Source organism: Gordonia phthalatica, assembly GCF_001305675.1.
GTDB lineage: Bacteria > Actinomycetota > Actinomycetes > Mycobacteriales > Mycobacteriaceae > Gordonia > Gordonia phthalatica.
In genome coordinates this window covers 3,589,177-3,614,013 of the sequence record NZ_CP011853.1, presented here as the reverse complement: position 1 = coordinate 3,614,013, position 24,837 = coordinate 3,589,177, and the positions used below count along the sequence as shown (strand labels likewise).

24 protein-coding genes are annotated in these 24,837 nt (G+C 66.7%); 9 read left to right on the top strand and 15 right to left on the bottom strand.

Going from position 1 to position 24,837, the window contains the following annotated elements:
- From ACH46_RS16945 to ACH46_RS16935, 3 genes are all read left to right on the top strand, one after another.
- Positions 1–2,526 (top strand): FtsX-like permease family protein, encoded by a 2,526-nt coding sequence (locus tag ACH46_RS16945; protein ID WP_062393960.1) that lies wholly within the window; start codon positions 1–3, stop codon positions 2,524–2,526.
- Between the two features lie 341 nt (positions 2,527–2,867).
- On the top strand, positions 2,868–3,137 hold the full coding sequence (locus tag ACH46_RS16940; RefSeq protein ID WP_062393959.1) for a hypothetical protein: 270 nt from the start codon (positions 2,868–2,870) through the stop codon (positions 3,135–3,137).
- Complete coding sequence (locus ACH46_RS16935; protein ID WP_062393958.1) at positions 3,130–3,846, top strand: Clp protease N-terminal domain-containing protein; 717 nt, start codon at positions 3,130–3,132, stop codon at positions 3,844–3,846. Before ACH46_RS16940 ends, ACH46_RS16935 begins: the two co-directional genes overlap by 8 nt.
- A 73-nt stretch (positions 3,847–3,919) precedes the next feature.
- Here ACH46_RS16935 and ACH46_RS16930 read toward each other — a convergent pair whose 3' ends face one another.
- On the bottom strand, positions 3,920–4,789 hold the full coding sequence (locus ACH46_RS16930) for a 1,4-dihydroxy-2-naphthoate polyprenyltransferase (RefSeq protein WP_062393957.1): 870 nt from the start codon (positions 4,787–4,789) through the stop codon (positions 3,920–3,922).
- A gap of 172 nt (positions 4,790–4,961) precedes the next feature.
- Here ACH46_RS16930 and ACH46_RS21670 point away from each other — a divergent pair, with 172 nt between their 5' ends.
- From ACH46_RS21670 to ACH46_RS16920, 3 genes are all read left to right on the top strand, one after another.
- Positions 4,962–5,261 (top strand): hypothetical protein, encoded by a 300-nt coding sequence (locus ACH46_RS21670; protein WP_226995659.1) that lies wholly within the window; start codon positions 4,962–4,964, stop codon positions 5,259–5,261.
- A 27-nt stretch (positions 5,262–5,288) separates the two neighbouring features.
- Positions 5,289–6,350, top strand: a complete 1,062-nt coding sequence (locus ACH46_RS16925) for a PE-PPE domain-containing protein (RefSeq protein ID WP_226995658.1) — start codon at positions 5,289–5,291, stop codon at positions 6,348–6,350.
- Between the two features lie 356 nt (positions 6,351–6,706).
- Positions 6,707–7,876: a PE-PPE domain-containing protein gene (locus tag ACH46_RS16920; RefSeq protein ID WP_226995657.1), complete on the top strand. Its 1,170-nt coding sequence runs from the start codon at positions 6,707–6,709 to the stop codon at positions 7,874–7,876.
- Here the strand turns inward: ACH46_RS16920 and menE are convergent.
- The 5 genes from menE to ACH46_RS16895 are packed head-to-tail and all read right to left on the bottom strand — an operon-like array spanning position 7,780 to position 11,178.
- A complete protein-coding gene (menE, locus tag ACH46_RS16915; protein WP_062395562.1) occupies positions 7,780–8,940 on the bottom strand; it encodes an o-succinylbenzoate--CoA ligase in 1,161 nt (386 codons plus the stop codon). The genes ACH46_RS16920 and menE overlap by 97 nt on opposite strands.
- A gap of 2 nt (positions 8,941–8,942) precedes the next feature.
- Positions 8,943–9,293, bottom strand: coding sequence for a DUF3349 domain-containing protein (locus ACH46_RS16910; protein WP_062393956.1), 351 nt, complete (start codon positions 9,291–9,293; stop codon positions 8,943–8,945).
- Between the two features lie 9 nt (positions 9,294–9,302).
- A complete protein-coding gene (locus tag ACH46_RS16905; RefSeq protein WP_062393955.1) occupies positions 9,303–9,614 on the bottom strand; it encodes a DUF3349 domain-containing protein in 312 nt (103 codons plus the stop codon).
- 46 nt (positions 9,615–9,660) lie between these two features.
- Positions 9,661–9,930: a hypothetical protein gene (locus tag ACH46_RS16900; RefSeq protein WP_062393954.1), complete on the bottom strand. Its 270-nt coding sequence runs from the start codon at positions 9,928–9,930 to the stop codon at positions 9,661–9,663.
- 30 nt (positions 9,931–9,960) lie between these two features.
- The gene (locus ACH46_RS16895; protein ID WP_062393953.1) at positions 9,961–11,178 is read right to left on the bottom strand and encodes an inorganic phosphate transporter; all 1,218 of its coding nucleotides are present in this window, start codon (positions 11,176–11,178) and stop codon (positions 9,961–9,963) included.
- A gap of 282 nt (positions 11,179–11,460) precedes the next feature.
- Between ACH46_RS16895 and ACH46_RS16890 the strand changes: the two genes are divergently transcribed.
- The 3 genes from ACH46_RS16890 to ACH46_RS16880 all read left to right on the top strand — a co-directional run bounded on the left by ACH46_RS16890 (position 11,461) and on the right by ACH46_RS16880 (position 14,917).
- A complete protein-coding gene (locus ACH46_RS16890) occupies positions 11,461–12,522 on the top strand; it encodes an LLM class F420-dependent oxidoreductase (RefSeq protein ID WP_062393952.1) in 1,062 nt (353 codons plus the stop codon).
- An 86-nt stretch (positions 12,523–12,608) separates the two neighbouring features.
- A complete protein-coding gene (locus tag ACH46_RS16885; protein ID WP_226995656.1) occupies positions 12,609–13,109 on the top strand; it encodes a YdcF family protein in 501 nt (166 codons plus the stop codon).
- A 359-nt stretch (positions 13,110–13,468) separates the two neighbouring features.
- Positions 13,469–14,917 carry a sugar transferase gene (locus ACH46_RS16880; protein ID WP_062393950.1) on the top strand — a complete coding sequence of 483 codons (1,449 nt, stop codon included), beginning with the start codon at positions 13,469–13,471 and terminating at the stop codon, positions 14,915–14,917.
- Positions 14,918–14,945: 28 nt separating this feature from the next.
- Here the strand turns inward: ACH46_RS16880 and ACH46_RS16875 are convergent, their stop codons facing one another.
- Genes ACH46_RS16875 through ACH46_RS16835 form a run of 9 tightly spaced genes read right to left on the bottom strand, consistent with a single transcriptional unit; the run spans position 14,946 to position 24,614 of the window.
- Positions 14,946–16,010, bottom strand: a complete 1,065-nt coding sequence (locus ACH46_RS16875) for a cellulase family glycosylhydrolase (RefSeq protein ID WP_062393949.1) — start codon at positions 16,008–16,010, stop codon at positions 14,946–14,948.
- 43 nt (positions 16,011–16,053) lie between these two features.
- Positions 16,054–17,277, bottom strand: coding sequence for an acyltransferase family protein (locus ACH46_RS21130; protein ID WP_062393948.1), 1,224 nt, complete (start codon positions 17,275–17,277; stop codon positions 16,054–16,056).
- Entirely contained in the window at positions 17,274–18,737 is a 1,464-nt protein-coding gene (locus ACH46_RS21125; protein ID WP_157851086.1) for an O-antigen ligase family protein, read from the bottom strand. The genes ACH46_RS21130 and ACH46_RS21125 overlap by 4 nt, the downstream gene beginning before the upstream one ends.
- Positions 18,725–19,822 (bottom strand): glycosyltransferase, encoded by a 1,098-nt coding sequence (locus ACH46_RS16860; RefSeq protein WP_062393946.1) that lies wholly within the window; start codon positions 19,820–19,822, stop codon positions 18,725–18,727. The genes ACH46_RS21125 and ACH46_RS16860 overlap by 13 nt, the downstream gene beginning before the upstream one ends.
- Positions 19,819–21,045: a lipopolysaccharide biosynthesis protein gene (locus ACH46_RS16855; RefSeq protein ID WP_157851085.1), complete on the bottom strand. Its 1,227-nt coding sequence runs from the start codon at positions 21,043–21,045 to the stop codon at positions 19,819–19,821. Before ACH46_RS16855 ends, ACH46_RS16860 begins: the two co-directional genes overlap by 4 nt.
- Positions 20,985–22,088 carry a glycosyltransferase family protein gene (locus ACH46_RS16850; protein ID WP_062395561.1) on the bottom strand — a complete coding sequence of 368 codons (1,104 nt, stop codon included), beginning with the start codon at positions 22,086–22,088 and terminating at the stop codon, positions 20,985–20,987. Before ACH46_RS16850 ends, ACH46_RS16855 begins: the two co-directional genes overlap by 61 nt.
- Positions 22,088–22,657, bottom strand: coding sequence for an acyltransferase (locus ACH46_RS16845; RefSeq protein ID WP_062393944.1), 570 nt, complete (start codon positions 22,655–22,657; stop codon positions 22,088–22,090). Before ACH46_RS16845 ends, ACH46_RS16850 begins: the two co-directional genes overlap by 1 nt.
- Entirely contained in the window at positions 22,657–23,628 is a 972-nt protein-coding gene (locus ACH46_RS16840) for a GDP-mannose 4,6-dehydratase (protein ID WP_062393943.1), read from the bottom strand. Before ACH46_RS16840 ends, ACH46_RS16845 begins: the two co-directional genes overlap by 1 nt.
- On the bottom strand, positions 23,625–24,614 hold the full coding sequence (locus ACH46_RS16835; protein WP_062393942.1) for a GDP-mannose 4,6-dehydratase: 990 nt from the start codon (positions 24,612–24,614) through the stop codon (positions 23,625–23,627). The genes ACH46_RS16840 and ACH46_RS16835 overlap by 4 nt, the downstream gene beginning before the upstream one ends.
- Positions 24,615–24,837: the final 223 nt, after the last annotated feature.

Below are 24,837 nucleotides of genomic sequence, written 5' to 3'. Positions count from 1 at the left end.
ATGCGCGCTCTCCTCGCCGGACTGACGCGCGTCCGCATCCTCAACCTCCGCGAACTCAGCAGTCACAAGCTCCGCGTCGTCACCTCCCTCGCAGTGGTGCTCGTGTCCTCGGCGCTGCTCGTCGCCGTCCTCGGCACCTACGGGTCGATGTCCGAATCGGTCCGCCAGTTCAATGCGGCCCTGTCCGGCGACGCGACCGTCGAAGTCGCGGGAATCACCGACTCCGGCGTCGACGCAGACCTCACCGGACAGCTCCGCCGCGAGACTCCCGGCGCCAAGGCCGTCGTCCCCCTGGTCCGCAGCACCGTCGTGATCGGCGGCCATCCCGCCGTCCTGCTCGGCTCCGACATGTACGTGACATCGCTGTCGAGCGACCTCCGCAGCGCCGTCGACGCCTCCGGTGACGGACTCGACACCGGCGGGCTCGACGACGGCGTCATCGTCGGTGCCGCCACCGGCCTCCGCGAGGGTCAGAGCACCACCATCTCCGGTGTCGACGTCACCGTGCTTCGCGTGGTACCCGACAGTCGGGCTCGCATGCTCAACGGCGGGAATTTCGTCTTCGCCTACCTCGGCCTCGCCCAGCGGCTCACCGGACTCGACCACGCCGTCGACTCCATCCTCATCGTCCCGAAGCCCGGAGTCTCCCAACCGGACCTGCGCGGTCAGGTCGCGAAGGTCGTCGGCGGGCAGGCAAGCGTCGTCGACCCCGCCTTCCGCGTGAAGCAAGTCGAAGTCGCCAACTCTGTCACCCACGACTCCACCCTCCTCGTCGCCATGGTGTCCCTGGTCATCGCGGCCTTCCTCGTCTTCAACACCATGAACATGGCCGTCGCCTCCCGCCGGCAGTCCCTCGCCATGCTCCGCGCGCTCGGTGCCCGACGCCGCCACCTCGTCGGCGACCTCCTCGCCGAATCCGCAGTCCTCGGACTCATCGGGGGAGTGCTCGGCGTGCCCCTCGGCATCCTCGCCGGCCGGTGGATCATCGGTCGCCTTCCCGACGCGTCCGAATCCGTCGGCGTCGTCATCGACTACCACCTGCCCGCCTACGCTCCCGTCGTCGCGATCGCCGCCTGCATCGTCGCCTGCATCGGAGCGACGACCCTCGCCGCCCGATCCGTCTTCGCCGTCGCCCCCGTCGAAGCCATGGTCCCCGGAGAGGCGTCCGACGCCGAACCACCCGCCACCGGCCTCCTCATAGCAAGCGGCGTTGCAGGCGCCGCCCTCCTCGGCGCCGCCTGGATCACCGCCGAAACCATTGAGGGTCGGGCCGCGATCCTCGCAGGCGCGATCTACTCCATCGGCGGCCTCCTCCTCTGCTTCGCCATCATGACGCCCCTCGTCCGCGGCGTCTCCGGACTAGCCGGACGCTGGCGCGGTCCCGGCCGGCTCGCCGCCGTCAACACCGAACGCGCACCCCGACGCGTCTGGGCCACCGTCATGACCGTCGCCGTCGCCATCGCCGTCGGCGTCGGCATCTCCGGATCTCTGAACAACCTCGTCGGGTCCATCTCCGGCTCCCTCGACGGCCTCGCCGAACCCGACTTCTACGTCTCCTCTCGCACCGCCGAAGCGATTCCGCTCGGACCCGCCCTCGACCCCGAGATCGAACGAGAGGTGCGCGCCCTGCCCGACGTGAAGACCGTCGTCGGCGGCCAATGGGCGTCGGTCAACATCGGTGACGCCAAGGTGCTGATCCAGGGACTCGTCCCCGGCGCCTCCGCCCCCTTCATCAAGAAGGCGTCCGACGACGCCGTCCGCCAGACCCTCGACGGCGACGGCGTCCTGCTCTCCAACGTCCTCGCCCGCATGCTCGACGTGTCCGTCGGCGACACCATCCGCCTCGCGAGTCCCACCGGCTACCACCAACTCGTCGTCCGCGACACCGTCGACTACGTCGCCATCGACTCCGGCGTCGGCGCCGTCTCCAACACCCTCCTGCACGAATGGTTCCGGCGAGACGGCGACACCTACCTCCAAGTGACCCTCCGGCCCGGCGCCGACCACGAGAGGGTGCGCGCGCAACTCACCGCCATCGCCGACCGCCACCCCGGCCTCGGCAACCGACCCGTCAACGTCTACACCGGCCCCGAAGCCCTGGCCGCCACCCAGAAGAGCGCCGAACAGGCCGGCGCCTTCACCGTCGCCATCCAGTGGATCGTCGCCGGCGCCGCCGCCATCGCCCTCCTCAACACCCTCCTGCTCTCCGTCCTCGAACGCAGCCGCGAACTGGCCGTCCTCCGCGCCATGGGGGCTTCCCGCCGCTTCATCACCCGCATGGTCCTCAGCGAAGCGGCGGCCATCGCCCTCGTCGGCGCCGTCGTCGGCCTCATCCTCGGCAGCGGACTGCACCTGCTCGCGGATCGGATACTGAGCCAGACGACGTCGATCGACATCTCTTATTCGCCGGTGCTTTCGGCTGTCGGCTACGTTGCCGTGCCCGTTGTTCTCTGTCTGGTCGGTGCGTTCGTTCCTGCTGTTCGTGCTTCTCGGTTGAACATCTCTTCTCAGTTGACTGCTGAGTGAGTGTGCGCTCATCGCATAGACGTTGAACGCCCGGGAGCGCTGGGTCGAGGCCGGGATTGTTTCCGCTCCGCAGTCCTCGCTCCTCGGCTAGCGCCTCGTCCCTGCGGAGAGGTCGCGGTAAACAATCCCGGCCTCGACCCAGCGCTGCCTGGTCACGCTGTTTCGTGGGTGTTCTTGTCTTAGCGTCTTTTGTCTGCCGGGAGCGTCAGGTGCGTCGGGTCGTCGGTGCGGGGGCTCATCGGTGATCGATCTTTTTAGGTGTGAGGGTTCCAGCGTGTTCTTGCGTTGGGCACGTGTCAATAATTCTTGACAGTCAGTGATCGTCAAGATAAATTGACAGCATGCATGAACGAGATGAGCTTGTGGACGACGGCGATTCGATGGCCACCGCCGCGGTCAGTGATGACCCGGGGGTCGGATTGGGCGTCGTTCGGGCTTTGCGGACTCTCGCCGACCGGCTCGAGGACATTCATGTGGCTTCGGCGAGGTCGCAGGGATGGAGCTGGCAGGCGATCGCCGATGTCCTCCAAGTCAGCCGTCAAGCCGTGCATCAGAAACATTCCTATCGAGAGGCCGCGCAAGCGGCCGGAGAGGACGGCAACGATGTTTGACCGTTTCAACTCAGACGCACGCGCCGTGATGATGTTCGCGACGCAAGAAGCCAAAGACCTCGGCCACCCGGAGCTCGGGACCGACCACCTGATCCTCGGCATGCTGTGCAACGCGCGCAGCCCGCTGTTCGCGGTCCTCGCCGACCAGGGGCTCGCCCTGACGGCGGCCCGCGAAGCGGTGAAGGCCACCCACGGCGACACCGCCGACGACGTCCGCGACCGCTACGAGGAAGACCGAGAAGCCCTGCGCAGCATCGGCATCGACCTCGACAAGATGCGCGACGCCGTCGGCGACCGCTTCGGCGAAGACCTCGCCGACGGCTGGGGACGACGTCCCGAGCGGGGCCGTCGCGGCGGACCCCACCGCGGTCGCCCGCATGGCGGACCGGGCGGATGGGGAGGGGCCGGCATGCAGATGCAGTTCGGACCCGACGGTGTCTGGTTCGGGCCGATGGATGGCGGTCGCGGCCGCCGCGGTCCGCGTGGACGAGGCCGCGGGCGGATGACCGACGCCGCCCGCGACGCGATCCGCAGCACCGTGATGTCGGCGCGTGCCGCCGGCGATCGCGACCTCAGCGTCGAACGGGCGCTGCTCGCCATCCTCGACGGCGGCGACCCGGCGGCCGTCGCGGTCGTCGAAACGGCGACCACCGTCGAGAAGCTCCGCGACGCGGTCCGCGCCCTCCTGCCGGAGGCTGCGGTCGGCTAGGCAGATAAACAACAGTGTTCCCTGTTACCAACCCGTGGTAACAGGGAACACTGTTGTCTCGTGAGGTGAGCGCCTACGCGAACGCCAGTCCCACCGCGGTCGCGACCGACCACACCAGCATCGCCATGCCGGTCAGCGCGAGGACCGGGATCAGACCGCGCCCCTGAGTGCCGCCGAGAATGATCTTCACCGGCTTCGCCAGCGGGATCACCGCGATCAGACCGGCGGCCGCCGCAGGTGCGATGATGGCCAGTACGACGCTGACGACCACCGGGACCGCGCACATCAGCACGTAGAAGATGCGGGTGTTCCGGTCGCCAAGACGCACGGCGAGGGTGATCTTGCCCGACTCTGCGTCGGTGGGGATGTCGCGCAGATTGTTCGCGATCAGCACTCCGCTCGAGAGGCTGCCGACCGCGACCGCGCAGCCGACGCCGACCCAGTCGATCGCATCCGCGGCGACGAACTGGGTGCCGAGGACGGCGACGAGTCCGAAGAACACGAACACGGCGATCTCACCGAAGCCCAGGTACCCGTACGGTCGCTTTCCGCCCGTGTAGAACCAGGCGCCCGCGATGCACACCGCGCCGACCAGGACCAGCCACCAGGCGGTCGCGATCGCCAAGACCAGGCCGCACACCGCACCGACGCCGAGGGAGGCGAACGCCGCGACCTTCACCGCTTGCGGGCTCGCAGCGCCCGAACCGACGAGGCGCAGGGGACCCACGCGGTCGTCGTCGGTGCCCCGCACGCCGTCGGAGTAGTCGTTCGCGAAGTTCACGCCGACGATCAACGCCAACGCGACGACGAGCGCCAAGGCGACCTTCCACCAGCACACGTCGCCCAGGTGCAGGGCGGCGCCGGTTCCGGCGATCACCGGAGCGATCGCATTGGGTAGGGTGCGCGGACGAGCGCCTTCGATCCACTGACTCACGGTTGCCACCGGGCCATTGTTCCATCCCTGGGAACTGTCCCCAGATCTGGTGTCAACTGATCGATTGTCACGGTGATTGGGACTTTTGCGCCGATTCGTCTGTCGCTTGAATGAATCCCACAATGCTGCATTGTGCCTGTTCACGGGGCGGTGCACTCGGTTCACACAGGGGGATCTCTGCTTGAAGCGCAAAATCGCGACGTCGGCCGCGGCGTGTGGACTCTGTCTCGGAATGGTCGCTCCGGTCGCCGTCCCGCCGGCCTTCGCGTCGGCCGCCGCCTACAACATCGCCGACGACGTCGCGTTCGACGGTCCGGGCGTTCCGTCGGACCACGACGTCCTCGGCAACTACGTTCCGGGTGCTGATGGCAACACCCTCGTGGTGGTCGTGCCCGGCACCAACGACGACCGCTCGCCGCGGATCGACGGCCTGATCGCCGGCCGCGGCTCGCTGATCGTGAACTACCCGGAGTCGTTCTAGCCCATCATCGCGGGCAAGTCCGGCACCGTGCTGCCGTTCCTGTCTCCGACCTACGACAAGTCGCGCAGCATCGCCACCGCCAACACCCTCACGGTGATGGAGGCACTGAAGGACGCCGACCAGGTCATCGTCTACACCGGGTTCTCACAGGGCTCGGACGCTCTCGGCAACGCCGCCGAGCAGGCGAGCAAGGACGGCCTCCTCGGTGACAACGTGACGATCCTGCTGGTCTCCGACCCGCGCGGCCCGTGGGGCGTCAAGTCGAAGCTGGCGAACACGCCGTTCGCGACGCCGCTGCTGTCGCTCATCGGCGTCACCAACGACGACGCGCGCAACCCGGCCGACACCGGTGACACGAAGGTGGTCCACGTGATCGTCCAGGGCGACCCCGTCGCCCACACCCAGTGGGATCCGATGCGCCCGCTGTCGTCGCTCCTGGTCAACGCCGCCGGATTCGTGACCATTCATTCGGGCACCGGCAAGTACACCTACGCGCGCCTGGACAACCTCGAGCACGTGAAGACGCTGCAGAGCGAAGACGGCAACAGCACCTACGAGATCTACGACACGTACCATCCGCTCGCACTGCTCAACGCGATGGTCTTCGAAGCCTTCGGCATCCCAGTGTCCGATGCGCAGATGCAGGCGTGGGATCGGGCTGCCGAAGCCTTCTACCCGACGCAGGAGATCACCGCCGACAACGCGGACCCGAAGGCGAAGGTGACGGAGGTCGAACTCACGCCCGACGCGTCGACGCCTGCTCCGGAAGCCGACGCCGCCACCACGCAGGTCGGCTACACGCCGGGCACCCGCCGCCTGATCGACCAGAACACCGGTGACTGGGCTGAGCCCGCACCGCTCATCGGCGCCACCGAGTCCGACGGGCCGCGCCACCTGGCGCCGGCCACCGACGAAGCAGATGGACCGACGACCACCGTCGACGATCTCGCTCCCGCAGCCCCGGAGGCTCCCGTCGTGGACGGCGGCGCCGAAGACGCCGGAGACGCAGCCCCGCAGACGGTCGCACCAGAGGCACCGGCCGAGAGCGACACGGCCGATGATCCGGTGGAGCTGGAACAGGCTGCCTGATCGATCAACCGAACAACGCGCGTAGGGCCCGGCGATCCACTTTGCGGGCCTTCGTCGTGGGAGCGACTCGACGGCGAAGACGTCGCGCGGGGCGGCATAGCGGTCGACGCCATCGGGCCACGGTTCCGTCCCCGCGTTCGAACCCGCGATCTGTCACCTGACCTGGTGTCATCTGAACGATTGTCACGATCTCGGGGACTTTTCAGGCGGGCCGTCGGCTGCTTCCATGAACGTCACGATGGTGAATGCCGCCTGCCTCCGCAGGTGTGCACTGTGCTCGATGTCTTGGGGGATCGTCAGTCTTGAAACGCGCGCTCGCGAGATCGATCGTCGCCGGTGGAATCTGTGTCGGAGTCGTGGCCCCGATTGCGGCGGCTCCCTGCGGTGCCTCACCCGTTGCAAACCAGATCGCCTACGACGGCCCGGCTGTGGTCTCGAGCCACGACGTCCTCGGCAACTATGTTCCGGGAGCGAACCGCGACACGCTGGTCGTCGTGGTTCCGGGAACCGACGACGACCGATCTCCGAGGATCGACGGACTGGTCGCCGGCCGGGACTCGTTGATCGTCGATTATCCCGAGTCCTTCTGGCCGATCATCTCCGGAAAGTCGGGGCGAGCCCTGCCGTTCCTCGCTCCGACGTACAACCGGTCGCGCACCGTAGCCGCCGACAACACCCTCGCGGTGATGAAAGCCTTGACGGGCTCTGACCGGACGGTCGTGTACACGGGCTACTCACAAGGATCAGACGCGCTCGGGAATGCTGCTGAACAGGGCATGCGGCAGGGACTCCTGCGGGGGAACTCGACGATCCTCCTGGTGTCGGACCCCCGCGGTCCGTGGGGAATCAAGTCCAGAGCGAGCGAGATGCCGAACGTGGCTCCGCTGCTCGCGCCGATGGGCGTGAACGACGACGGCGTACGCGATCCCGCGGCGACCGGCGATGAGAAGGTCGTTCAGGTGATCCTCCAGGGAGATCCGGTCGCGCACGCGCAGTGGGATCCGACGCGGCCTGCCGCCTCGGCTCTCGTCGAGGCGGCAGGGTTCGTGGCGATTCACTCGGGGACCGGCGACACCAGCTATGCACGCCTCGACGAAGTCGATCACGTCAAGACCCTGCGGAGCCGAGACGGCAACACCACGTACGAGGTCTACGACACCTACCATCCGCTGGCACTGGTCCCGGCGATGGCGCTGGAGTCGATCGGGCTCCGAGTTTCCGATCGACAGATGCGCGACTGGGACCGCCGTGCGGAGGCCTTCTATCCGACGCAGGCGATCACCGCTGAGAATGCTGATCCGAAGGTCGAAGTCACAGAGGTCCCGCTCACGCCTGCTGCCCCGCAGACCACGGGGGTCCACGGCCTGATGCCGCGAGCCGATCGCTCGCAGCAGCGTTCGCGCTCGACGCGCCCGGTGGTTCGGGTCGATCAGCCCAGCGATGCGCGCAGCGCTCGACGATCCACTTTGCCGGGTCCTCGTCGTGGCAGCGCGTCGAGGACGAAGACGTCGCGCGGAGCGGCATAGCGGTCGAGCCGGTCGACGACCGCCGCGCGGACGGCCGCCGCGTCCGGGATCGTGTGCCCGGGGCGGGGGACCAGCGCTACGACCACGCGCTCGCCCAGCCGTTCGTCCGGCAACCCGAATACCGCGCAGTCCGCGACGCCGGGGAGTTCGCTGATCACCGCTTCCACCACCTGGGGAATCACGGTGAGTCCGCCCGTCGAGATGGCCTCGTCGGCGCGGCCGACGATCCGCAGCACACCGTCGTCGACGGCTCCGAGGTCGTCGGTCAGGAACCAACCGGGCTCGGCGAACGCCGGATGGTCGGGACGATTCCGGTAGCCCTTGGCGAGCGTCGCGCCGCCCAGAGCCACGCGGCCGACGCCGTCGTCGTTCGGGCCGATGATCCGCACCCGCGCTCCGGGCAGGGGTACGCCGTCGTAGACGCAGCCGCCCGCGGTCTCGCTCATTCCGTACGTCGTGACGATCGGCAGTCCCGCCTCCACAGCCCGCGCCATCAGAGCGGGGCCGGTGGCGGCGCCGCCGACGAGGATCGCGTCGACGTCGGCGAGGGCGGCGGTCGCACTCGGGTCGTCCAGAGACTTCCGCAGCTGCATCGGGACCAGCGAGGTGTAGCGACGGTTGCCGGGCATCGCGTCGAGCAGGGCGGGGAGGCCTGCGGGGTCGAACCCCGCCGCGAGGTCGAGGATCACCGGGTCGTAGCCGGCGGCGAGGGAGCGGAGCATCACCTGCAGCCCGGCGATGTGGTGCGGCGGCATCGCCAGCAGCCAGCTGCCCGGACCGCCGAGGACGCTCGCGGTCGCGTCGATCGACGCGCGCAGTGACGACGCCGTGTGGACGGCGCCCTTCGGGGTTCCGGTGGTGCCGGAGGTCGAGACCACGAGGGCGGCTTCGTCGTCGATCGGTTCGCCGAGCGCGAGCGCTCCGGACAGTCGTGCCACCTCGTTGGGGTCCCCGACGGGGAGGGGGAGATACGCGGCGTCGCCCGCCAGCAGAGCGAGCAGATCCCGCCGCGCATGCAGCGCGGCGGGATCTGCCGAGAGTTCAAGCGGTCGAAGGACTCGCAGAGTCACTCCTCAGAATCGTCGTCGATGTGGTCGCCAGGGTCGTTCTTCGGGGCCAGCGGGGCGTCGTCGAACGGCCATTTGGCCGACTCCAACGTATCCCTCACCCGGTCGATGTCCTCCTGGCGGGGCAGTTCCTGCGTCACCTTGGAGATCTCGACGCCGACGTCGATCCGGTCGATGCTGTCCCGTTCGGAGGTCGATACCAGTTCGGTCGCGACCTTCGCGATCTCCTCTTCGGTCAGCTGCCTGCGCAGCAGCGCGAACAGCGGGAGGTAGTCGCCCTGCGGAACCCCCTCCGGATATCCCGCGCGGAGCCAGCGGACCACACCGCTCAGGAAGGTGGGACGATCCATGGCCTCGCGCTACTCCGAGACCTTGACGTGATCGGTCAGCGGCCAGCCAGCGGCGGCCAGACGTGCGGAGACCTGACGGATCGCATCCTCGGACGGGGACTGCTCGGTGACCGCGTGGATCGCGTCGCGGATCCGTTCGGGGGTGGCGGGGGTGTCGGTGCCGTGCTCCAGGGCCAGGCCCAGCACGACGTCGGTGATCTCGGATTCAGACAGGAGCGGAGTCAGCAGCGCAAGCAGCGGCGGGTAATCGGAGGCCGGGATCCCCTCGGGGTAGCCGGCGCGGATCCACTTGATGACGTTGTCGAACAGCGATGGTGCCATGGTATTTCTCGGTGCCTTTCAGACCCGGGAGAAGGACCCGGAGGGCCTACTTGTAAGCGAAGTCGGGGAAGACCCGGAGGTCCAGGTAGTAGTCGAGGGTCTGGCGGGTGACCCACAGGATGCCGAAGAGGATGACGACGGCGGTCAACGCGAAGATCGCGTAGCCGAGGACGCGGAAGGTCGGGTTGGCGGGCTTGCCGAGGTCGCCGTGGCCGATGGCCTCCAGACGCATGCCGACGGCGAACAGGGCGGGGAGTCCTGCGCCCAGGAGAAGTCCTACCGCGAGGACCTTGGTGATGGCGGAGACGATGTCCATGAGAGTTCTTGTCCTTCTCGCGGGTGCGGATCAGGCCTGAGCGGCCGGGTCGGCGGCCGGAACGGGCGAGTTGGTCTCGTCGTCCCAGTCGGCGTTGACGTTGCTGTGGTCGACCTTCTGCTGCTGTGCGCGCCAGTACATGTAGCCGGACAGCGCGGACAGGATCAAGAAGATGACGATGGCGCCTGCGGCACCGCCGATGATGTTGGCGAGCCAGAAGCACAGGGCGCCGACGAGGGCGGCGGCGGGGAGCGTGGTGACCCAGGCGATGGCCATGCGGCCCGCGACGCCCCAGCGGACCTCCGCGCCCTTCTTGCCGAGGCCGGTACCGAGGATCGAACCGGTGGCGACGTGGGTGGTCGAGAGCGCCATGCCGGCGACCGACGAGGTCAGGATGATCGCGGCCGACGAGGCTTCGGCGGCCATGCCCTGAGGGGCCTTGATCTCGACGAGGCCCTTGCCCAGGGTGCGGATGATGCGCCAGCCGCCGAGCCAGGTACCGAGGGCGATGGCGCCCGCGCAGAGGAAGACCACCCAGAAGGGGAGACCGTGAGCGACGCTGCCCGCGTCGAGGTGGCCGGTGGCGATCAGCGCCAGGGCGATGACGCCCATCGTCTTCTGCGCGTCACCCGTGCCGTGCGCCAGCGAGACCAGCGAGGCCGAGGCGATCTGACCGTTCTTGAAGCCCTTCTCCTTCTTCATCTCCGACATGCCGTTGGTGATGGCGTAGATGAGCAGAGTGCCGAAGGCGGCGACGACGCAGGCGATGACCGGGGCGAAGAGAGCCGGGACGATGATCTTCGCGAGGATGCCGTGCCAGTTGATGCCCGAGGTGCCGATGGCCGCGAGACCCGAACCGATCAGGCCGCCGAAGAGGGCGTGCGAGGAGCTCGACGGCAGACCGAACAGCCACGTGAAGAGGTTCCACAGGATGGCGCCGATGAGGCCCGCGAAGATGATGATCAACGCCTTGTTGGCGTCGAGGCCCTGGACCAGTTCACCCTTCATGTCGCCGGACGTCTCCTGAATCTTCAGGACGTCCTTGGTGATGGTTGCGGCCACCTCGACCGACAGGAACGCACCCACCAGGTTCAAGATCGCGGCCAGTCCTACAGCCACCTTGGGCTTCAGCGCACCGGTGGCGATCGAGGTCGCCATGGCGTTTCCGGTGTCGTGGAAGCCATTGGTGAAGTCGAAGCCTAATGCTGTGACGATCAGCAATACGAGGATGAGCATCTCTGCGGTCATGCGATAACTATGACGGTCGATCGGTATTGCTCGTCAACTCGATGCAACCTCGCCATTATCGCTCTGACCTGGGAGTTTGATGAGCACTCGGCCAAGTTAACGGAATGTTCACCCATTGGTGGAGTGGCCGATACCGAGCGTTGATCGATGCGTTGGGGTGCTAGATGACGCGCAGGTGAAGCTCAGGTGAATCAGCGCGGCGAAATGTGTGCTGGGCAGCATTCGACGGCTGGTGAGACGTGACTGGACGCGACCCCGGGCGGCGTGTGCCAAAATCAGCCCATGACGCAGATGACGCTGGGAATGCCGATCAACTATGCGGGCGATTTCCGCGAGACCATCGATAACCTCCGCGACTTCGAGGGGGTGGGCGTGCGTCGCGTGACGGTCCCCGAGGCGTACAGCTTCGACGCCGTCAGCCAGCTCGGCTACATCGCCGCGCGCACGGAGACCATGGAGCTGCAGACCGGCATCCTGCCGATGTACTCGCGGACCCCGACCAACCTGGCGATGACCGCCGCAGGCCTCGACTACATCAGCGGTGGTCGTGCGGTGCTGGGCATCGGCGCGTCCGGTCCGCAGGTGATCGAGGGCTTCCACGGCGTCAAGTACGACTTCCCGCTCGGGCGGGCGCGCGAGAACGCCGAGATCTGCCGCAAGGTGTGGCGCCGCGAGCGCGTCGAGTATCGCGGCAAGCGCTATCAGCTGCCGCTGACCAAGGAGGACGGCGGCAGCGGTCTCGGCAAGGCGCTCAAGATCATCAACCATCCCGTCCGCGACCGCATCCCGATGCTGCTCGCCGCGATCGGCCCCAAGAACGTCGCCCTCGCCGCCGAGCTCTTCGAGGAACTCCAGCCGTTCCTCTACCACCCCGATCACGTCGCCGCGGCGTTCGGCGAGCCGCTCGCGGAGGGCAAGGCCAAGCGCGATCCGTCGCTGCCCGATCTCCGGATCGTCATTCAGGCCAGCGCGCTGATCACCGAGGACGCCGACCAGATCGCCGCCGCGCAGAACGCCGTCCGCCACCACAGCGCGCTCTACATCGGCGGCATGGGCGCCCGCGGCAAGAACTTCTACAACTCCCTGGTCCAGCGATACGGATACGTCGACGAGGCCAAGCTGATCCAGGACCTCTACCTCGACGGCCGCAAGGACGAGGCCGCCGCCGCCGTGCCGCAGGAACTGATCGAGGCCATGAGCCTCATCGGTCCGAAGTCCGCGGTCGCCGAGCAGGTGGAGCGCTTCCGCGACAGCGGTGTCGGCGTGCTCCTGGCCTCGCCCGCGGCCTGGACCCATGAGCAGCGTGTCGAGGACATGCGGGTGCTCGCGGAGATGATCGGGTAGGCACCGACGGTTCGATCGGTGTGAAGAGACCTCGCTGTCGGAGGGCGACGTGGCTTGTCGCCTTCGGCAGTGTGTTGTTCCTTGTCGTGTCTGTGGGGCCGGTGGGCTACGTCCTCTTCTCGCGAGGCCACTCCGACGCAGTCGGCAGTGCTGATGTGGTCGTGGTTCTCGGCGGCGAGCACGACGGCCGCGAATACTACGGACTCGAACTTGCGCGGACGCTGGGTGCCAAGGGCGTTCTCCTGTCTGATCCCTATGGTGCAGGAGATCCGGTGATGGACACCGTCTGTCGCGCGGACGTTCCGGGAATCGATGTGGAGTGCTTCGTCCCGGACCCTTCGACGACGCAAGGGGAGGCTGCGCACGTCTCCCGCGTGATCCGTGGACGGGGATGGCGTCGAGTCGTCGTCGTGACGTGGGACTACCACGTGGATCGTGCGCGTTACGTCTTCCGGCGGTGTGTGAACGGTGATGTCAGCGTGGTCGCCGTCCCCGGTGGACATCCCGGGTACACGCTGGTCGACTGGTACCTCGTCAGCGCTCGCCAGTTGTTCGGGATGGCAAAGGCGGCGGTCACCGGATGCTGATACGGAGATGTTCCGTTTGCGAATAATAGGTGTCGTCCAGTCGGTCCAATCCCGGAAACCGGTCATAGATTTGTGTAACAGGTCACCTTTTAATTCGAGATAACTCTGGTGAGTCCGGGACAACCCGGTTTACGACCTCGCTGCGCTCTCTGGGGAGCGGGTCGGTTTTTCCTGGGGGTGTGCAATTGGACCGCGAATCCACAAGCGGAGGCAGTCGTTCGACTGCGTCGGCGACATCGTCGGATCATCACCCGCTGTGCTCCGGTGGCGTGGGGTCTGCGGTCGCACTCGGCCGTGCCTCCTCTGATCGGGGTGGACGACGCCTCGCTGCGGTCGACGAATCGGCTGACTTCTCTCGGGTGGCCGAAGCCGCCGCCCGGCGTCGAAGCTGGATCGACTGGTATGCGCGAGGCGTTCGAATCGGTGATGTCACCGTCCTGGTCGCAGTGATCGTCGTCATGATGACTGTGCATCTCGGGCCGGCGGCTCTGGTCGAAGGGTGGAACGTCGATTTCTGGTATTCGCCGAAAGTCGGCGTTGCACTCGGCGTGGTCTGGGTGATCTGCCTCCATTCCGCCCAGAGTTACGATCGGCGCGAGCTCGGCGTCGGGCACGATGAGTACACGGCCGTGTTGAAGGCATCGGTATCGGCATTCGGTGTCGTCGCGGCGGCGACGCTGGTGTTCGGTGCGAATCCGCCCAGGCTGTTGATCGGCGAAGTGCTGGTGGCCGGAACGGCGGCTCTGGTCCTTGGGCGCTGGCTGTGGCGTCAGTACGTCGTGAGGGTCCGCGACTCGGGTCGATGGCTGCACCGGGTGCTCCTCGTCAGTGACGCCGCATCGGCACGCGGGATTGTGGCCAGGTCGTTCCGCACGCCGGAGGCGGGATACGAGATCGTCGCGGTGTGCGTGCCGACCGCTGCCGCATCCGCGTCCACGCTCGACGTGGGCGGGCGCTCGGTGCCGATCGTCGAGGACCTTTCGAGAATCGGCGCGCACATCGACAGGTTCGATGTCGACGTCGTCGGTGTCATGAACACCTCGGACCTCGGGATCAAAAGCGTCCGCGAACTGTCATGGATGGTCGAGGACCGCAACGTCGACCTTCTGGTCGCACCGTCGGCGATCGATGTCGGAGTACCGCGGGTGGTCGTGAGGCCGCTGGCCGGGATGTCGGTGCTGCAAGTCGATTCGCCGCAGTATCGAGGGGCGAATCGCGTGCTCAAAGCAACGTTCGACCGCCTCGGTGCACTGGTTCTGATCCTCGTGTGCAGCCCGGTGATGCTGGTTTCGGCCATCGCCATCAAATGCTCTTCGCGCGGGCCGGTGTTCTATCGTGCGGAGCGCGTCGGAGCCGCGAACCGCGGTTTCACGATGTGGAAGTTCCGCACGATGATCGACGGTGCCGATGCGATGAGACCGAGCCTGCAGAGCGTGAACGACGGCAACGAGGTCTTGTTCAAGATGCACGACGATCCTCGCGTGACGAAGGTCGGTCGTTTTCTACGGCGATACAGCCTCGACGAACTGCCACAACTGTTCAATGTGGTCGGCGGATCGATGAGCCTCGTCGGACCGCGCCCCCCGTTGCGGGAAGAAGTGGACCGGTACGACGCGGTCGTCACTCGGCGGCTGTTGGTCAGGCCCGGGATGACGGGTCTGTGGCAGGTCTCGGGTCGCAGCGATCTCGACTGGCAGCGTTCGGTTCAACTCGATCTGTCGTATGTCGAGAACTGGTCGTTGGCAATGGACGGGGTCATCCTCCTGCGCACCTTGCGCGCGGTGATCGCGCCGACCGGGGCGTATTGATCGAGAGGGGATGGCCGACCGGAATCGGCTACTCGGGGCGGATCCGACGAAGCATCAGAGCAGACTGCTTGGGGGAGTAGTCGTAGCGAAGGACTCCGAAGCAGTTCTCGCGCCAGGAGGCATCGGTGCCCATGTCCCGGATCATGTAGATCAGCAGCGGGCCGTAGACGAACGGCATCCGGCCCGCCGTCTGGATCGCGTCCTCCAGGATCGCGGACTGCTGGGCCTCGGTCATCGCGTCGCCGCTGCTTCCTGTCGGGACACCGAACTCCGTGAGCCAGATCCCCTTCTTCTCATCGCCGTTTGCGACCATGATCCGTCGAACATCGGACACACTGTCCCAGTTGCCGTTCGGATCGTTCTGCGGTGTGAACGGGAAGGTGTACGGATGCATGGCGACGCCTTCGAAATACGGTGCCATTCCGAGTCGGTACAGACGGTTCACAAATGTCGTGGGGGCGATCGTGACAGCGGTGTCGTTGGCCGCCGCAGTGCCCGCTGTCAGCACGATCGCGTCCGGTCGAACCGCATGAATCGCGATGTGCGCCGCCTTGAGCAGTGGTGCATACAGGTCGACGTCCGGCGCAGGGACGAAGAAGATGGGAATGTTCGGCTCGTTCCAAATCTCCCACACCCTGATCGTCGCTCGGTATCGATCCGCGGCGGCACCGCTGAACGACCCGAACGCGTCGGGACGATTCGGCCGACTGCCCAGCGCATCACCGGCATTCGGGTCGGAGGCCCAACGGGGTGCGGCGGTGAGCAGACCGACGACCTGAAGTCCGTGGCGGGTGGCCGCCGCCACGACACGGTCCACCGCGGACCAGTCCTGTTGTCCCGGAACGGGTTCGATGGTCCGCCAGTTCATCTCCACGCGGATCCAGGTGCCGCCGAGCGATCGCATGGCGTCGAAGTCGTGATCGAGCGTCACGGTGTCCTTGTCGAGCAGGCTGTAGCCCTCGGCGAAGCCGATCGCCTTCGCGTTGATCGGAGACGCAGCGGTGCCTGAGTCGACGGTGGACGGAGAAGACTTCGTCGACACCGCCTGCACCGCGATGACGACCAGGAGGACGGACAGCAGAATGCCGGCCACCCGTCTCGAAGTCGCATGTCTCCGGACTCTCACCACGTCGATCCTAGAGGCGGGTCGGGGCAGCGCGAACGCGTGTCGACCGCCCCCAGCGCATCGCCGGTTGCTCGACGAGACGGAAGGTGATGGTGGCGAGCAGCAGAGTGACCACGAAGACCGCTGCGAATGCTGTGGCGAGACCACTCGGGGTGTGGGGGATCGTGACCGTTCGGGTGACGATGATGAGGACGGGGTAGTGCCACAGGTACACGGACAGCGTCGGTTCGGTCAGCCACGTCAGGCTTCGGTCGAAACTCGCCATGACCGTTTGCGATCGTTGAGATCGTCCTGGCAGGACCAGGATGAGGATGAGGGCTGCGGACGGAATCGCCGACACGTTTCCGAGCAGGTTGGGAGCGACGGCGTACGACAGAATCGCTGCTGCGAAACCGGCGATGATCAGGAACCCGAGGAGACGATCGGACGGGCGTGGCGCCTCGGGGTTCCACTTGACCGTCGCGAACAGGACTGCTGCGAACATGCCGAGGGCGAACTGGGTCGCCACAGCCGGAAAGCTGTGTGAGACGACGGCGGACCACGTCGGCCCCCACGCCCGATACTCCGCGGTGCCGACGCCGCGGTGAATCAGGACGAGCGACCAGACGGTGCCCACCAGTCCGATCACGAGGACGACTGCGGGCATGCGGAGCGCTGCACGGATCCCGGGGCGGGGGAAGGGCAGACATGCGACGAGGGCGGGGAGTAGAAGGTAGAAGGTCACTTCGGCGGTCAGCGACCATGCCGGGTTGAGGCCCGTCTGCATGGTGCTCGGAAAGAGGCTCTGCGTGAGGGTGAACTGGGTGACGAGATGCCACGCGTCACGATCGGTCCCTGTTCCGGGGATGCCTCCGCCGTACCCCGGTAGCCCGTTCTCCGCAGACAGGACCGGATTCCGGGTGAAGACCGCGTGCATCGCGAAGTTCGCCAGGGCCAGGATCACGACGTAGGCGGGGAACACTCGGCGCAGTCGCTGACCGAGGTAGCGGCGCGCACTCGGTCTCGGGCGGTGGCCGAGGAGATGCTCCGCGAACGGCAGATAGATGAGGAAGCCGGATAGGACGAAGAAGAACGTCAGTGCCTGGCCGAGCAGATCGATGTGCCCGGTGATGATCGCAGGCGGATAGTAGATCGCCGTCACGTGGACGAGGACGACGACGGCCGTCGCGACGGCGCGCAGGCTGTCGAGGGCGGGGAGCCGCCGCGCCGGTCCAGATGTGCTCGGGTGCGTCATCGACTTTCCTGACTGCTCACGGCCGATGGCGTCGGCGAGGTCCGCAGGCGCGGCGCGACGATCACGTATCCGAGGAAGATGCTGAACAGAAGGGTGATCGGCGGGTTGGTCACCACGGGGAAGTCCAGTTGCAGAGCGACGAGTGAGAAGCCGATGAAGCCGGCGCCGACGACTCCCGAACTCGGGGTTCCGCGCCGAAGCAGGCGATACGACCAGACGATGCCGACGATGAGAACCACGCTGAACGCGACCCCGACGACCCATCCCGCGCGATAGGTCGTGAGCAGGGGGGCGTTGGCGACGTAATTGACTTTCCAACCCGCGACTTCGTCGGTGAACTCCGGTGCGCCGAACCCGCGCCCGAACCACCAGTGGCCGCTCATCGACGGCATGAAATTCGTGAGCGCTGCGCCGCGGTCGTCGGAGCCGCGATCTCCGCTGCCGAATGAACCGAACACGCGTTCCCGGACGCTGGTCAGCGCGAGAGAGGCGGCGGTGACGGTGAGCAGTGCGCAGGCGATCCTCGCCCGCGTGATGCGGCTGACGCGGGCGAACATGAGGTACGCCACCACCGCGACGACCAGGGACAGCAGCGCGGATCGGCTCAGGGTGGCAAAGGCTCCGGCGAGGAGAATCGCGGCCATGATCGCCCGCGCGGCACCGCCGAAGAGGACGGGCACGAGAACCAACGCGACCAGTGCGAACAGCCCGGCGAGGTTCGGATCGACGTACGTCCCGGTCAATCGGACGATGTCTCCGCTCACAGACTCGAAGGTCCGTACATGGGTGCCGGTGCTCCCGGTCCGGCCGTAGCCGATCAGTGAGAGAGCGTTCATCGCTCCGGCTCCGGGGTCGAAAGCCATGACCGACAGGGCGAATGCCATGCCGATCGACGCTCCGATCACGAAGGCGCGCCCGAGGGCGCGCAACTCCTCGGCGGACAGGAACCCGAACACGAAGACGACCGACGTCGTGAGAATCCATTTGACGAGTTCGTACTCGGCGCGGCCACCGTTGTCGGTGATGATCGCGCTGGTCACGGTCGTCGCGACGAGGAGCAGGACCGCGACCTCGATTCCGTGGATGTGTCGGGAGGCCCAGGGACGCGAGATCACAATGAACCAGAGGCCGAGAACGACGAAGACGAAGAGCGGAAGAGCCAGTCCCGGCACGACCGCCATCGGCGCGGCGCCGAACACGACCATGAGTACGCGGGCTGCGGCGATGGGCGCGGCGATCGTGCCTGCGATGACGAGGCACACGACGGCTCCGCCGACGATGATCCGCAGAGTCAGGCCCTGATCCGTGCCCGCGGCAACCCCTCCGGCCACCGCGACGGCGGCCGCGATGGGAAGCATGAGGCGATGGCCGGCTCGGGAACCGTGCCAGGCCTGCCGTCGCGCGACGGTCGGTTCCGCGACCGATGGCGGGGCATCGCGCAGCGCCCTCACTCCAGCCACTCGTGAACACTCCTGTGCGGAAGGCGGAGCCTCCAACGATCAGCATTCGCGCCGTAGAGAGAGTCTCCCAGCCGATGCGCGAGCGCAGGCGAGGTCAGGAGTTGTCGGCATTGATTCACGAATGCGTCGCGGTCGTCGTACACCCCGAGGCCGAGGACACTGTCGAGCGAGCCGACGGCGGCGCGCGTTCCGACGACCGGCAGGCCTCGCGCGGCGACGTCGAGGATCTTGACGCGCACACCGCCGCCGGTGCGGATCGGGGCGGCGAGCGCCCGACAGGTCGCGAGTGCGGTGCCGAGATCGTCGACGAAGCCCAGGTCCCGGACGCCGTCCGGGAGGGGAGGCAATGGACGATCGGGGTCGGGTGCTCCGACCAGGACGAGTTCGGCTCCGGCGATGCCGTCTGCGATTGCAGGCCACCATTCGATGAGCAGCTCGGCGGCGTCGGCATTCGGGGCCCATCGGCGGTCGCCCAGGAACAGCAGGCGCGGCGGGGTGTCAGACGGGTCGACGCGGGCCTTCGGGGGAAGCGTCAGGTCGAGCCAGGTGGCCGGGACTCCGTTGGCCCGATAGTCGTCGGTTTCAGCGGACTCGTAACAGCCGACGGATCGAGCACGGCGTGCCACGCGCAGTTCGTCTCGACGAATCCGCGGAGCGTCGATCCGACCGGGGAGTCCTCGTGTCTGCTTCCAGATCTCCACCTCCGACACGGTGGTGCTGACGGTCAGGTGCACCGACGGGTCGTAGCGTTTCGACCGGAGGACGCACTCGGCCATGTAGGAGTGATCCGCGACGAACTGATCGGTGTCGTGGTCGTCGACGGCGCGGGCCAGAGCATCGATGTCGAATCGGGTGTGGAGCAGGCTCCGGTGGCTGAGCACCGAACGGACGAGGAGGGGAAGCGGTTCGGGTTCCGGCTTCGCGACGCGGGTGTGACCGTCTCGCTCCGAGGAGGGAGTCGAGGACAGGCAGATGGCGTCGACCTCGTGTTCCTCCCGTGCGATCTGCATGATCAGTGATGCGAGAGTCATGTCACCGGTCGACTCGGACGACGGGTCCTTGCCGAGAATGAAGGTGGTCCTCATGGCAGAGCCTCCTCTGAGACGGGCGCGGCGACACCGTTCGTCCGGTAGATCGCCGAGAAGTAGACGCCTGCGAGCACGAGCTCGCAGGCGAGTGAAGCGAGTGCGACACCGTACACCCCGAGTATCAAGATCATGGGGTAGAGCGCGGCGATCTGCGCGAGGGCGGCAGCGGTGGTCGCTCGCACCCGGAGCAGATCCCGATGCGATGTGAAGAGGAACATCGTGAAGACGAGGTTCGCAGTTCGGGCCGCGGTGAACAGCGCGAGGATCAAAGCGATGACACCGAGGGCGTGCTGAGCGGTGAACAGCAGGATTCCCGCGCCGAGCGCCGCGATCGCGAAGCCCGTGAACGCCGACAGCCTTCCGATCGACCACAGCGATGGACCGGCGTCGCGTGACCCGTGGGCCTCACGCAGACGGTCGACGTAGGTGTTCGCGAAATTCTGTCCCAGGATCGCGAGCGCCATGGCGGTCACCGATGCCGTCGAGTAGTAGCCGGCCGCGCGCTCGCCGAGGAACCAGCCGACGGCGACGACCGGGGCCTGCAAGTACACCGCTGCCGCGAGCGCCTCAGATGTCAGGAGCCAGAACTCGCGCGGGCCGCCGGGCCGAGCGGGGCGTTGACCGGGGATGAAACGAACACAGAGAACCGCGATCACTCCGTACGGCGCGACGTAGCAGAGGGTCGCGCCCAGAACCGTGGGATCGGGCACCGCGAAGAGGTAACCGACAGCCAGCGCGATGCTCGAGAGTTGACGGACGGTGTCCATCCGCATCGTCACATCCGGCCGGGCCCTGCGGAGATGGGGGCTCTTGAGAGTGTTGAACAGCAGCTCGCCCGCCGCGATGATCGCCGCCGCACCGACCACGTAGGAGAGGCTGATCGCGAGTCCGCCCGCGACCATGACGGCGATCCCGAGAATCGTCCGCGCGGCGCGTTCCCGAGCGAACTCGTCAGGACCGACCCGGACGGAACGGACGAAGAAGGCGTTGTCGAGTGCGGCGTTCGTGATTGCCGCGACCGCAACGGCCATCGCGTAGTGGCCGTAGCCGTCGAACCCGAGCCGGGTGATCATCACCGCGGTCCACACGAGGCCCACTGCGCGCCCGGAGTAGTTCCACATCGACGCGATGGCGGCCCGCCACACGTGTGGACTCAGATTCAGCGGCACTGCGTACCCGCCAGCATCGTCTGCCAGGTCGCGACGAAGGGCTGCGCGCACGCGTGCGGGCTGCGCGACGATCTCAGCGCATCGACCTCAGCCCCGAGCGCGGCCACCGCGCGGTCGTCCGCGATCACCGTGTTCACGTGGTCCGCGAGCGATTCGATGTCGTCGGCTCCGATTGCGCCGCCCTCGGACACGATCTCCGGAAGTGCACCGTCGAGCAGAGCTGCGATCGGGGTGCGGTATGCGTAGGCGCGCGTCGCGGCGCTGGATGCCGCCCAGACCGTGCCGTAGCGGTTCGCCTTCGCATACGGGACGGCGAGCACTCGGATCGACTCGAAGAAGGCGCGCTCGTCGTCGTCGTTGACTTCGCCGAGAATGCGTACGCCCGGCGCCGACGGCAGCCGCTCGGTCCCTCGCCCGGCGACGATGATCTCGATCTCGGGCCGGAGTCTCGCGCGCAGGGTGTCGATGAGATCGAAGCCCTTGCCCTTGTACACGTGTCCGAACAGCCCGACCGCGAGCGGTCGAGATTCCGCGGGGGCGACGGTAGCGCGCGGCGGTACGAGGATCCGGGCGTCGTAAACGTGCGCGTCGGGGAATCGTCGTCGCGTCTGTTCGGCCCCGATCGATGTCAGCGCGAGCATCGTGTGGCGACCCATGACGCGCCGCTGAAGGATGCCGGTCAGTGGGCGGAGCGGATAGTGCACCGCATGGTTCACGACCCGGTGGCGCCCGATGGCTGCGGTCTTCGACGGCCACCAGACGGGTTGGGGTGCATCGTGAATCGTCGCTGACACCAGCGTGTTCCGCGGTAGGGCGGCGATCGCCCAGAACGGAGACAGCGAACCGGCGCTGAGTTCGGTGTGCACGATCACGGGGCCGTCGGCCCGTCGAACGATGTCGCGGATCTCTCGGCAGTGTCGGACGACATCGCGGACGGACTCAGCGCCCTCGGTGTGGATACGGTGGTCGACAACGTCCTTGAACAGCGGACGAACTGCTCCGAGGAAGTCAGTCGCGTAGTCGCCGACACCGCTGCGGCCCTCGACGGGTGCGATGTAGACCAGCGTGGTGGCGCTGAGTTGCGGGGAGGGCATCAGCACAGCACCGGCCTGAACACCGGTCGGTACTCGAGGCTTCCCCGGCGACTGCCGACCGACTTCGCGGGAACACCGACCACGATGTCGCGTTCGGCGACGTCGCCGGTGACCAGTGAGCACGCGCCGACGACCGCACCGACTCCGACCTCGGTGTCCATCAACACCGTTGCTCGGCTCGCGATCCACGCATGGTGTCCGACGGTGATCGGCCCGAGCGATGCTGCGAAGTCGTCGGCGTGGACCAGATGCTTCGCGGTGATCAGGTGAACGTCCGAGGCCAGAACGACCGAGTGCTCGATCTGAATCCCGCCGCGTGCATCCAACAGACAGCGCCCGCCGATCGAACAGTCGTCGCCGATGGACAGGCGATTCGGTGCGAGCACGGTGGTCCCCATCATGATCGACGTGCCCGATCCGATCCGTGCGCCGAATGCTCGAAGGTACCGCTGTCGGACGGTGTGCGACGGAAACCACGTGACGAGCCAGTTGAAGATGCGTTCGCCGAGGTGAACTCTGCGCGGAACCGGGACTCCGTTGAAGTCGGGTCGGTGGATACGGTCCGTCATCAGTTCGCTCCATCCAGGGGCCGGTCGTAGAGACTCAAGTCGTAGTCGACCAGGCGCGCGACGACTTCGTCGAAGGTCACGGTGGCGGTCCAGCCGATCTCGGATGCGATGTGTCGAGGATCGCCGACGAGTGTGCGGGGATCGGACGGCCGTCGTCGGGTGGGATCGGTGACGGTGTGCTCGCCCCAGTCGACGATGCCCGCGGCGCGGAACGCCGCGGCGACGAACTCGGAGAGGGTGTGGCCGACCCCGGTCGCGACGACGAAGTCGTCCGCGGGCTCGTGACGTGCGATCCGTTGCAGGGCATCGACGTAATCCGGAGCCCAGCCCCAGTCTCGTTCGACACCGATGTCTCCCAGACGCAGCGGCTCGCGTGAGCCGTGCGCTATTGCTGCGACGTGCGAAGTGATCTTTCGAGTGACGAACGTGGTCGGTCGCAGAACGGATTCGTGGTTGTACAGGATCGCGTTCGACGCACGCAGACCTCTGGCTCGAAAAGTCTGGACCATCCGGTGCGCGGCGGCCTTGGCGATGCCGTACGGCGATGCCGGTGCGATCGGAGTGCCTTCGTTCTGAGGTGCGGGTGCGTCGCCGAAGATCTCTCCGCTCGATGCGTTGACGAACGCGACGTCCGGAACGATGTCGGCGCACGACTGCAGCAGGTCCACCGTGGTCATGGCGTTCACCCGGAGGCACTGGTCGGGCGCCGCCCAGGAACGTGCGACGGAGGACATCGAGGCCAGGTGAAAGACGTGGGTGGGGCGATGGTCGGCGATCAGTCGTCGGGCAGCATCGGGATCGGTGAGATCGCAGTGCACCCGGGTGAGCCGGGGCTCGTCCGACGGATCGGTTGAGCTGCCGAGATGCGTCGCCACGACGTCCCATTCGCCCGCGTCCAGAAGAGCCCGGGTGAGGAGGGTTCCGTCCTGCCCCTCGGCTCCGGTGACCAGCGCAGTCCTCCGACCTGTCACACAGCCTCCTGTGCGGAGACGTGTGCGTCGAGGTCGCTGCGAACCATCATGCGGATGAGTTCCTCGAACGAGACGCGCGGCTGCCATCCGAGTTGCCTTCTGGCCTTCGACGCGTCGCCGATCAGCTGGTCCACCTCCGCGGGACGGATCAATGCGGGGTCCTGATGCACATACGGGTGCCAGTCGGCGATACCGATCTCCTGGAACGCGACGTCGAGCAGATCTCGGATGGAGTGCGTGACGCCGGTCGCGATCACGTAATCGTCGGCGACGTCCTGTTGAAGCATCAGCCACATCGCCTCGACGTAGTCGCCGGCGAATCCCCAGTCCCGTTGAGCGTCAAGGTTCCCCAGCGCGATGGATGATCGGAGACCGAGGGATATCTCGGCGACGGCGCGGGTCACTTTGCGAGTGACGAATTCCGGCCCGCGCCGCGGTGACTCGTGATTGAAGAGAATTCCTGAACTCGCGTGCATTCCATATGATTCGCGATAATTGATCGTGATGTAATGGCCGAACGTCTTGGCCACGCCGTAAGGGGAACGAGGCCACAGCAGCGTTCCTTCGTGCTGTGGGACCGACTGCACCTTGCCGAACATCTCGGAACTCGACGCCTGGTAGAAGCGGACGCGTTTCTCGGCGTGCTCCTCGTAAAGGCGGATGGCCTCGAGCATGTTCAGGACGCCACGACCGGTGACGTCGCTCGTCATCAGGGCATTGTCCCACGAATAGGCTACGTAGGAGATCGCTCCGAGGTTGTAAACCTCGTCGGGAGCGGCGACAGCGACCGCGCGAACGAGGCTGGAGATGTCGAGCAGGTTTCCGTGGAGCACGGTGACGTACGGGTGCGTCCGGGCCAGGGCCTCGGCCTTGGGATTGTTCTGACCGCGGACCAGTCCGAACACTCGGTACCCGCGAGAGTGCAGGAACTCGCTGAGATAAAGGCCGTCTTGCCCGGTGATCCCGGTGATAAGCGCAGTTTTCACTCGTCGTGCTCCCCCTGTAGAAATGCCGATCTCTGTCAAAATATCGAGGTCGTCCGAGTGGCTGTTAGCAACGTTCGGGCAAATTGGTCTGAACGCATGAATCTGGTCGAGGCGCAGAGGAATCGGTAACGACGATGATGTAGATCTCGACAGTCGAGACGTCGTGGCGACTGCTTCTGTCGCGGCATTCGGGGAGGAATGATTTGGACATTCAGGACTATTT

Coding starts and splice junctions, on each gene's coding strand:
- ACH46_RS21130 (WP_062393948.1), bottom strand. CDS start 17,277: ATGACGCACCCGAGCACATCTGGACCGGCGCGGCGGCTCCCCGCCCTC.
- ACH46_RS16940 (WP_062393959.1), top strand. CDS start 2,868: ATGCATGAACGAGATGAGCTTGTGGACGACGGCGATTCGATGGCCACC.
- ACH46_RS16890 (WP_062393952.1), top strand. CDS start 11,461: ATGACGCAGATGACGCTGGGAATGCCGATCAACTATGCGGGCGATTTC.
- ACH46_RS16845 (WP_062393944.1), bottom strand. CDS start 22,657: ATGACGGACCGTATCCACCGACCCGACTTCAACGGAGTCCCGGTTCCG.
- ACH46_RS16945 (WP_062393960.1), top strand. CDS start 1: ATGCGCGCTCTCCTCGCCGGACTGACGCGCGTCCGCATCCTCAACCTC.
- ACH46_RS16935 (WP_062393958.1), top strand. CDS start 3,130: ATGTTTGACCGTTTCAACTCAGACGCACGCGCCGTGATGATGTTCGCG.
- ACH46_RS16900 (WP_062393954.1), bottom strand. CDS start 9,930: ATGGACATCGTCTCCGCCATCACCAAGGTCCTCGCGGTAGGACTTCTC.
- ACH46_RS16860 (WP_062393946.1), bottom strand. CDS start 19,822: ATGAGGACCACCTTCATTCTCGGCAAGGACCCGTCGTCCGAGTCGACC.
- ACH46_RS16850 (WP_062395561.1), bottom strand. CDS start 22,088: ATGCCCTCCCCGCAACTCAGCGCCACCACGCTGGTCTACATCGCACCC.
- ACH46_RS16910 (WP_062393956.1), bottom strand. CDS start 9,293: ATGGATCGTCCCACCTTCCTGAGCGGTGTGGTCCGCTGGCTCCGCGCG.
- ACH46_RS16895 (WP_062393953.1), bottom strand. CDS start 11,178: ATGACCGCAGAGATGCTCATCCTCGTATTGCTGATCGTCACAGCATTA.
- ACH46_RS16905 (WP_062393955.1), bottom strand. CDS start 9,614: ATGGCACCATCGCTGTTCGACAACGTCATCAAGTGGATCCGCGCCGGC.